At 71.8% G+C, this 8,298-nt stretch carries 7 protein-coding genes; 3 read left to right on the plus strand and 4 right to left on the minus strand.

All coding sequences use genetic code 11. From position 1 onward, the window contains the following. The first annotated feature begins 179 nt into the window (after positions 1–179). Together VFZ20_RS00570 and VFZ20_RS00575 are read left to right on the plus strand one after the other, a co-directional pair. Complete coding sequence (locus VFZ20_RS00570; protein ID WP_329681862.1) at positions 180–728, plus strand: hypothetical protein; 549 nt, start codon at positions 180–182, stop codon at positions 726–728. Between the two features lie 47 nt (positions 729–775). After that, a complete protein-coding gene (locus VFZ20_RS00575) occupies positions 776–1,759 on the plus strand; it encodes a hypothetical protein (RefSeq protein WP_329681863.1) in 984 nt (327 codons plus the stop codon). A gap of 105 nt (positions 1,760–1,864) precedes the next feature. On the opposite strand, the gene VFZ20_RS00580 is transcribed toward VFZ20_RS00575, so the two are convergent. Beyond that, positions 1,865–2,614, minus strand: a complete 750-nt coding sequence (locus VFZ20_RS00580; RefSeq protein WP_329681864.1) for an MBL fold metallo-hydrolase — start codon at positions 2,612–2,614, stop codon at positions 1,865–1,867. Between the two features lie 287 nt (positions 2,615–2,901). Between VFZ20_RS00580 and VFZ20_RS00585 the strand changes: the two genes are divergently transcribed. Beyond that, positions 2,902–3,276, plus strand: a complete 375-nt coding sequence (locus VFZ20_RS00585; RefSeq protein ID WP_329681865.1) for a hypothetical protein — start codon at positions 2,902–2,904, stop codon at positions 3,274–3,276. An 81-nt stretch (positions 3,277–3,357) separates the two neighbouring features. Here VFZ20_RS00585 and VFZ20_RS00590 read toward each other — a convergent pair whose 3' ends face one another. From VFZ20_RS00590 to VFZ20_RS00600, 3 genes are all read right to left on the minus strand, one after another. After that, a complete protein-coding gene (locus tag VFZ20_RS00590; RefSeq protein ID WP_329681866.1) occupies positions 3,358–5,139 on the minus strand; it encodes a methyl-accepting chemotaxis protein in 1,782 nt (593 codons plus the stop codon). Between the two features lie 338 nt (positions 5,140–5,477). Next, positions 5,478–6,332: a tryptophan 2,3-dioxygenase family protein gene (locus VFZ20_RS00595; RefSeq protein WP_329681867.1), complete on the minus strand. Its 855-nt coding sequence runs from the start codon at positions 6,330–6,332 to the stop codon at positions 5,478–5,480. A gap of 192 nt (positions 6,333–6,524) precedes the next feature. Further along, positions 6,525–8,054, minus strand: coding sequence for a multicopper oxidase family protein (locus tag VFZ20_RS00600; protein ID WP_329681868.1), 1,530 nt, complete (start codon positions 8,052–8,054; stop codon positions 6,525–6,527). Positions 8,055–8,298: the final 244 nt, after the last annotated feature.

Genomic DNA, 8,298 nt, shown 5'->3' on the forward strand with positions numbered 1-8,298 from the left:
TGAACCCGTTCAACTGAACGCGTTCAATTCACGCGTTCGCCTTCCTCTCCTCCGTGGGTGGAGTTGAAGCCATGCGTCCGACCGATCCTGATCGCCCCGGCACCCTCGTCGAACCCTCCGATGCGGTGGATGCCGAAGAACCTGCCGCCCGCCCGCCGCTCGCCGATGACGCCGGGGCAATGATCCTGTGCGATGACTCGGGAGAGCTCCTCCCTCCGCGGCTACGGCTGCTCGCCCTGCTTCCCCTGGCGGAGAGCGTGGTCTTCGGGCTGGTGGCCCGGCGCGCGTACGACGCGGGGACGACCCAGGCCGTGTGGCTCACCCTCACCTTTCTCTTCCTCTTCCCCATGGCCGTGGGCTACCGGACCGTCGCCCGGTCGGACGAGCCGCGCGTGGGGCTGCTGCCCCCGTCGGCCTTCGCGCTGATGCTGCTGGCGGCAGGCATTGCCCAGGGCGGCGCGGCGGTGCTCGTCACAGTGCTGCTGACGCCGCTGTTCGTCGTGATGGCGGTGATCGGCGGCGTGCTGGCGCTGCTCGTTCGCTTGGCCTTCCGCGTGGCGGCGCACGTCGCCGCGTGGATCCGCCGGCCGCCCGCCTCCCCGCGCGACGCTGTGAGAGGCGCGCTCCTGCCGCGCGTCTTTTCCCCGCTCCCCGCGACGGAGTGCGTGCGCCCCGCCGCGGAGCCGCGCGATTCGTGGCAGCAGGTCCTCATCCGCGTGCCGCTCTGACGCGACCGCAGCGCCGACTCATTCTGATCTCTCGCGGAGACATCCCGATGCGCCTGACGAAATCCGGACTCGTGCTGGCCCTGCTGGGCAGCGTGCTCTACGGCCTGGTGGGGCGGCTGGCGTTCAGCGACCAGCTGCCCATCGCGAAGCCTATGACGTTCACCTTCATCTTTCTCATGCCGCTGGCGGTGGGCTACTTCGCCGCGGCGGTGGGGCGCGGGGAGGGCGACGACGCGCTGGCGCCGGGGCTGGTGATCCCGTTCGGCGCGGCGCTCATGGTGCTCGTCACGGTGCTGGCCGTGGGCGTGGAGGGGCTGATCTGCGTGGTGATGATGGCGCCCATCTTCATCCTCATGGCGCTGCTGGGCGGCGCGCTGGCCACGCTCGTGCGGTGGGTCGCCAGCCGGCGGATGCGCGCGACAGCGCTCTTTTCCGTCCTGCTGCTGCCGTACGTGGCGGGGCCCGTGGAGAACCGGATGCCGCAGGCGCGGACGCACCGGGTGGTGGAGAACCGCATCCGCATCCACGCCGGCGCGGAGGACGTGTGGGCGCAGATCATCCGCGTGCCGCCCATCCGCCCGGAGGAGTACGGGACGAGCTTCATCCACCGCATCGGCTTTCCCCGCCCCATCGAGGCCACGCTCTCGCACGACGGCATCGGCGGAGTGCGCCAGGCGAGCTTCGAGCGCGGGGTGCTGTTCCGCGAGACGGTGATCGTGTGGGAGCCGCTGCGAAAGCTCTCGTTCACCATCGCCGCCGACAGCATCCCCACGAAGACGCTGGACCAGCACGTGACCGTGGGCGGCGAGTACTTCGACGTGCTGGACGGCACGTACGAGATCGTCCCCATCGCGCCGAATGAGACGGAGCTGGTGCTGAGCAGCACGCACCGGCTGAGCACGCACTTCAACCCGTACGCGGGGCTGTGGACGGACCTGGTGATGCGGCAGATCCAGGGCAACATCCTGGAAGTCGTCCGCGGCCGCGCGGAGGCAACTGCGCGCGCGGAGGCAAAGTCCTCGGCAGGGTGAGCTTTACGGCATTTCACGCAGAGGGAGCAGAGGCAGCAGTACTACAAAAGCAGTTGCAGTACTGCTGCCTCTGCTCCCTCTGCGTGAGAAAAATCAGTAGGGGTTTCAGCGCAGGACCTTGCGGATGAAGCGCTCGTCGGGGCGGGCGCACTTGCCGTGGGCGGTGCACACCCACTGCACGTCGTACGGGCGGAGGCGCTCGAAGAGGGAGGCCAGCGAGGCGCGGCCGGCGGCGCGGTCCGCCGTGAAGATGCCCATCCCGGGACCATAGCCCGTGTGGTACGGCCGCGAGATGGCGTCGCCGGCCAGCAGCACGCCGCGGTACAGGTACGCCGTGCTCCCCGCCGTGTGGCCCGGCACCAGGAACGCCCGCACGGTGTCCGCGCCGAACGCGAACACCGTGTCGCGCGAGAACGGCCGCACGGCCACCTCCCCGCTCCACGGGCCCGGATCGCCCACGGCGGCGGCGCTCACGCGCGACGGCAGGTCCGCGTGGCGCACCTGGCCCAGGAACAGCGGCACCTCCGCCTGCGCCATGTGAAAGCGCGCCTGCCGCACGGCCGTCCACCCCTGCACGTGGTCGCGGTGGCTGTGCGTGAGGAACACGTCCGTCACCTCCTCCGGCCGCGCGCCAATGCGGGCCAGGCCGTGCTCCAGCGCGTCCGCCGCCCCGTGCCAGCCCAGGTCCACGACGAACACGTGCCCGTCCGCCGTCCGCGCGGCGTAGATCAGGCTTTCCCACGGCCACGCGGTGGGGATGGCGTTGCGGTCCGGCCCCTCCACGCGCGGCAGGTTCAGCGTGCACCCGGCCAGCGCGAGCAGGAGCGGGACGGCGAAAAGGCGTGCGATGCGCATGCTGGATGATGGCCCCAACGCGCCCGCCGGTCCAGCCCCCACCGATCCGGACCGGGACACGGACTCCCCGAACGGGATTCGGACGCACCACCGTGCCAGGGCCGCGCGCCCGCCCCGACCGCTTGTTTACGGCACCGCGCCTGGCCTCCACGAAATGGCGCCCCGGTGGCACCGCCCATGCCCGAGCGGCGGTCCGGCGCGGACCCCTCGCCGCCTGCCCAGGACGGCACCCGCGCCGAATCATCTTCCCCTCGCATCGGCGCCTCCCCGGCGCCAAGGAGGACTTCATGCGCACCTTCATCCGGACGTCCCTCATCCTCGCGAGCACGGCCCTGCTGGCCGGCGCCGGCCCCGCGTCGCCACCCCGGAGCACGTACTACGGGAACCTGTACGACGGCGAGCAGGGTCAGCTGGACCTCACGCTGTACGCCGGCAACGAGTACCAGTACGACGGCGTCTGCGACGTCAACTGCAACGACCTGGACTTCGTCCTGTACCGCTGGAACGGGACGCGGTGGATCTGGGCCGCCGAGGACAAGGCCATGGACGACGTCCCCACCGTCGTCGCGGCACCGCGCCGCACGGGCGTGTACCGGCTGGTGATCATCATGGCCGGGTGCGGTGCATCGGGCCGCTGCCGCTACGAGGTGGACGTGTACTGATCGCGGGGTTCCGGACGAACAACGGGGGCGTCGCGACGTGGCGACGCCCCCGTTCGGCGTTCCGGGTTCCGCGGATGCGGATCAGGCGGCGGCGCCACTCCGGGCGCGCAGGTCCACCACGCGGGGAACGGGCACCGCGGCGACGGGGACGGCGGCCACGGCATCCTCGCCCGTGCGGAAGCGCTCCACGTCGGACTGCAGCTCGCCGGCGATCTGCGACAGCTCCTCGGCCGAGGCGCTCATCTCCTCCATCGAGGCGTTGATCTCCTCCACGGCCGCCGCGGCAGACTCGGCCGCGGACGCGTTGGCGCGGGCCAGGCGCGTGAGCACGTCCAGCGCGTCGGGGGCGCCGGCCTCCACGGCCACGGGGTCCACGCCCACGCCGGAGAGCGCCTGCCGGCTGGCCTGCGCCATCTCCTCGGACGCGTTGGAGATGGCGGCCACCTCGCCCACCATCTGCTCCACCATGGCCACGATCTCGCGCAGGGCCGTGGCCGCGTCGCCGGCCAGGGCCGCGCCCGCGTTCACCTCGGCCGTCCCGCGCTGCATGCCCTCCACGGCGCGGCCCGTGACCGTCTGCACGTCGCGGATGATGTCCGCCGCCTCGCGGGCGCTCTCGCCGGAGCGGGTGGCCAGCTTGCGCACCTCTTCCGCCACCACGGCGAAGCCCCGCCCGTGCTCGCCCGCGCGCGCGGCCTCGATGGCGGCGTTGAGCGCCAGGAGGTTGGTCTGCGCGGCCATGTCCGTGATGACGCGGGTGATGGTCTCCACCCGGTCGCTGTACACCCCCAGCTCGCTGATCTGCGCCGCCGCCTCCAGCACCGTCTGCCGGATGGCCTGCAGCCGGCCCACGGCGTCCTCGATGACGCGCGAGCCGTCGCGGGCCACCCCGGCCGCGCGCTCCGACGCCTGCGCCACGCCGTGCGAGCGGCTGGCCACGCTGCCGATGGAGCGCGCCATCCCGCCCAGGGTGGTGGCCATCTGCTGCGTGTTGAGCGCCTGCTCCTGCGACCCGGCCGACACCTCGCCCAGGGCCCGCGCCACCTCCTCGGCCGCGCCCGTCACGTGGTCCGCGGCGGCGTTGAAGGTGAGTGCCACCTCCGACACCTCCAGGGCGCGGTTGCGCACCCCGCGGACGGCGTCGGCCAGCCGCTCCGTCCCCTCGTTCACGGCGCGGACGGCGTCACCCACGGCGCCGGCGCCCGTCTGGGCGCGGGCCGTGAGGTCGCCCTCGCCCACGCGGGCGGCCAGGCGCACCAGCCCCTCGGCCGCGCGCGTCTCGCCGGCCAGCAGCCGGGCCATGTACACCAGGATGGCCACCTCGAACACCACCCAGCCGGCGTGCACGGCCACGATCCCCCAGCCCGTGTGGTGCTGGAAGATCATGGCGCCCATCCCGTGCGTCTGCAGGTAGTTGAAGAGCACGTGGTGCGCGGCCGTGACCACCGCGCCCGCCACCGGCACGCGCCAGTCGCGGTACAGCAGCAGGAACGCGAGGATGGCAAAGATGTGAAAGTGCATCTCGATCATCCCCCCGCTCTGGTGGATGATGAGCGCCGACATCGTCAGCAGGGCCGTGGCGATGCTCATCCGCGCCGCCAGCCGGCCTTCCCACCACCACGCGGCCAGCCAGCCCAGGGCGATGACGGGGATGCCCCCGAGCAGCGCCGCGCGCCAGGTGCCGTGAAGGGGCGCCAGGGCCAGCACCAGCACCAGGTGGGCCAGCAGCAGGCGCCGCAGCAGCCGGTCCGCCGTGCGGTAGCCGGCCTGCATCAGCCCCTCGCCCTGTACGTCGGGCGCGGAGATCATCGAGAGCCCGGGCAGCGCGAGCGTCTGGCGGGCAGGGTCGGACGGATAGATCATCAGGACGGAGCGGACGGGTGAGCGGTGGCTGTGCACGGGAACCAGCTGCGCCCCCCGCGCCGGGTAATGTTTGGACAAAGCTGATACAATTTCAGTACCAGCGGTAGTGCCTCGGCCGTTGCACGCATCGCCGCTGAACCCGCCGGTTTCGCTCTCGCATTCCGCAAGACGGGCGGGCAGAACGACATCGCGGATCCCGGGGGCGTGTGCCGGGGTCCGCGAAGAAAGAGTACGGGGATGCGCGCGCGATCGGATCTGCGACACCCTGATACCACGATGGGCCCATGCGGGTCCGCATCCCCCGCCGGACGGATCCGCCCGGCGCGGCGAAAGGCGGATCAGCCCGCGGCGGGCGGGGCCTGCATGCGGTCCCACAGGTCGGCCCGGGCGCGCCAGAGGAACGGGAAGAACGAGGCGCGGTGCGTGGCCATGCGCTCCAGGAAGCGCACGCCGCTGCTGGCCGCCGTCCCCTCCACCTCCGGGCCGATGGTGCGCTCCGCCGTCCGCGCGTGGATAAAGCGCCAGCAGCGCACCTCCTCGTCGTAGTCCAGCAGCGCCTCGGCCAGGTGCACCAGGTCCCAGTGCCCCTGCCCCGCGTGCGACGCGGCGTACGCCTCCGCCGGGGTCACGCCCCGCCGCGCGAACGCCGCCTGGGCCGCCGTGGCCACGGACGGCTGGTTCCACAGCTCCTCCAGCCGGTCCGTCCACAGCAGCGAGTGCGGGCCGGACGAGGGGTCCGGGTGGATCTCGGACTGCAGGTAGCGCCGGAACTCCGGCTCGCGCGCGCCCGACAGCAGCTCGATCTCGTGCCACTGGCCGCTCTCGCCGCCGCTGGCGGGGACCAGGTGATGCCGGAACGCGTAGAAGCCGCCCAGCGTCATCGTCTCCAGCACGCGCATCATGGGCGAGAACATCCGCACGATGGCCGTGCACCGCTGCGCCAGCCACGCGGCCATCCCCAGATCGTCCGCGTCCAGCGCCTGGATGATGCGCGGCAGGTCCGTGCGCATCTGGCTGAACCAGACCTCGAACGACTGGTGCGTGGCCACGAACAGGTGCTCGTCCGGGTGCCGCAGCGCGTCCGGCGCGGGCTGCAGCCGCAGGAGCTCCGGCAGGCGCAGGTACGTGCAGTAGTGCGTCTGCGCGGGGTCGCGGACGGTGTGCCCGCAGGCGAGCGTGTGGACCTCGGTCATGGCGGCGCGGCGGATGGGGGAAGCCGTTCGGGCCGCACAATCTGCGTCCTCGCCGCCCGCCGGGAAAGGCGCGCCCCCGTCACCACGAGGTATCGGCAGGATCGGACGCCGACAAAAGCGCGAAGGCAGGACACCCGCGCGAGATTCCCTGCCTCCGCTTCCATCCGTCCGTCCGGACCGATCGCGCGGACGTCAGTGGCCGTGGCCGTTGCCGGTGAACATCTGGTCGCACTTTCGCGGCCCGGCGGGATCGTTGGGATCGTAGACGCAGACGTTGTGCATCATCCCCTCGTCCTCGTGCTGCAGGACATGGCAGTGAAAGACGAACGGACCCGCGGCGATGGGATCGAAGACAAAGCGCACGACGACCGTGTCGCCCTCCCAGCGCTGCCCGTCGGCCGAGCGGTGCACGCCCACGGGCACGTTGTCGCGCAGCAGTCCCTCGTCCGCCGGCCGGCCGTTGACGGAAACGACCAGGAAGTCCGTCTGGTGGATGTGAAACGTGTGCAGCGCGCTCGACGCGTTCACGATGGTCCACTCCTGCACTTGGCCCCAGGGCACGGAGACGGGCCGGTGGTTGGGCTCGTAGATGGAGTCGTTGACGGCCGCCGTGACCTCACCCGGGAACGAGAACTTGAACGTGTGGCGGTTGACGTCCGTGGCCGTCCGCAGGCGCTCCACCTGCGCCAGGATCTGCGGCGTAGGTCCGCCGGCGGGCGCGGCTCCCGCGGGCGGCGGCGGGGAGCCGGGCGCGGCGGGATCGCCGATCACCCAGCCCAGCGTGACCTCCGGCGTGCCCAGCTTGAGCGCCATGGGCGCCGAGAACAGGCGGACGGAATCGCCCGCGGCCGGGCCCGTGACGATCACCTCGGCGCGCGTGCCCGGCGGCAGGTACAGCGAGTCCATCTGCATGGGCGCCAGGAGCGGGTTGCCGTCCAGGGCCAGCAGTGTCCAGCGGGCGCCCTCCAGCTTGAGGTTCACGAACACGTTCGACCCGAAGTTGCCGATGTGCCACAGCTGCTGCCCACCCGGTCGCACGGGCAGGCGTGAGCAGGGGTTGCCGTTGATGTTGAGCAGCGCGACGGACTTCATGAGGTCGAACGACATGTCGCGGATGAGCATCACCCGCTCCGGCGCATTGGCGTACTGGGGAAAGTACGAGGTGACGCTGCCCACCAGGAGCGCCCCGCTCAGCCCGCCGGCCACCTGCGAGCTGCTGATGCCGTGCGGGTGCGGATGGTACCAGAACATCCCCTCGGTGTGGCCCGCGGGCACGGGAAAGTTGTACGAGCGGCGCCCGCCCCGGTCGATGCGCACGTGCGTGACGTTGTCGCCGCCCGCCGGGTTGGGGGTGACCACCAGCCCGTGGTAGTGGCTGTTGGTCCACCGCACCTCGTCGGCCGGCTGGTTCGCCGTGGCGCCCATGTCGTTGACGACCGTCAGGTTCAGCGGCTCGCCGGCCTGCATGGTGAGCGTGGGCGCCACGAACCCGTTGTTGTACACGTTGGTGGCGAACGGCATCCCGCCGATGTCGTACTGCGCCGGCGACATGGTGAGCGTGGCGCCGGCCGCGCGCATCATGGGCGGATCCATCACGTTGGTGCACCGCTGCGAGGCCAGGGGCGGGGCGGTTTCCACGCGGATCTGCGCGGCGGACGGGTGCGCGGCGGCCAGGCCGGCCGCCAGCAGGGCGCCGGCGGCGGTGGGACGGGTGAGGCGCATGTGTGTCTCCGGGTGGGCCGAAAGGTGTGGCGGGGGGAGGCGCGTCCGTCGGCGGGATGACGGATCCGGGAAAGGACGCGCCGCGGAGGATAGGTCGGGGCTGCGATCGCCGCCTGGTTCACCAACGGGCGGATAGTACACCTGCCGCGGACAGCCTGCAACAGATTTCCGTAACAGCTACTCCGTGGACGCAAACAAAAGACGCAGGACACGCCGAAGCGTCCCCTGCGTCTGCCGTATGCCC

It is taken from the genome of Longimicrobium sp., from assembly GCF_036280135.1.
Taxonomy (GTDB): domain Bacteria; phylum Gemmatimonadota; class Gemmatimonadetes; order Longimicrobiales; family Longimicrobiaceae; genus Longimicrobium.

Bases quoted from the DNA above. Each gene is read 5' to 3' on its own strand.
- VFZ20_RS00570 (WP_329681862.1), top strand. From the start codon at position 180: ATGATCCTGTGCGATGACTCGGGAGAGCTCCTCCCTCCGCGGCTACGG.
- VFZ20_RS00595 (WP_329681867.1), bottom strand. From the start codon at position 6,332: ATGACCGAGGTCCACACGCTCGCCTGCGGGCACACCGTCCGCGACCCC.
- VFZ20_RS00600 (WP_329681868.1), bottom strand. From the start codon at position 8,054: ATGCGCCTCACCCGTCCCACCGCCGCCGGCGCCCTGCTGGCGGCCGGC.
- VFZ20_RS00585 (WP_329681865.1), top strand. From the start codon at position 2,902: ATGCGCACCTTCATCCGGACGTCCCTCATCCTCGCGAGCACGGCCCTG.
- VFZ20_RS00590 (WP_329681866.1), bottom strand. From the start codon at position 5,139: ATGATCTATCCGTCCGACCCTGCCCGCCAGACGCTCGCGCTGCCCGGG.
- VFZ20_RS00575 (WP_329681863.1), top strand. From the start codon at position 776: ATGCGCCTGACGAAATCCGGACTCGTGCTGGCCCTGCTGGGCAGCGTG.
- VFZ20_RS00580 (WP_329681864.1), bottom strand. From the start codon at position 2,614: ATGCGCATCGCACGCCTTTTCGCCGTCCCGCTCCTGCTCGCGCTGGCC.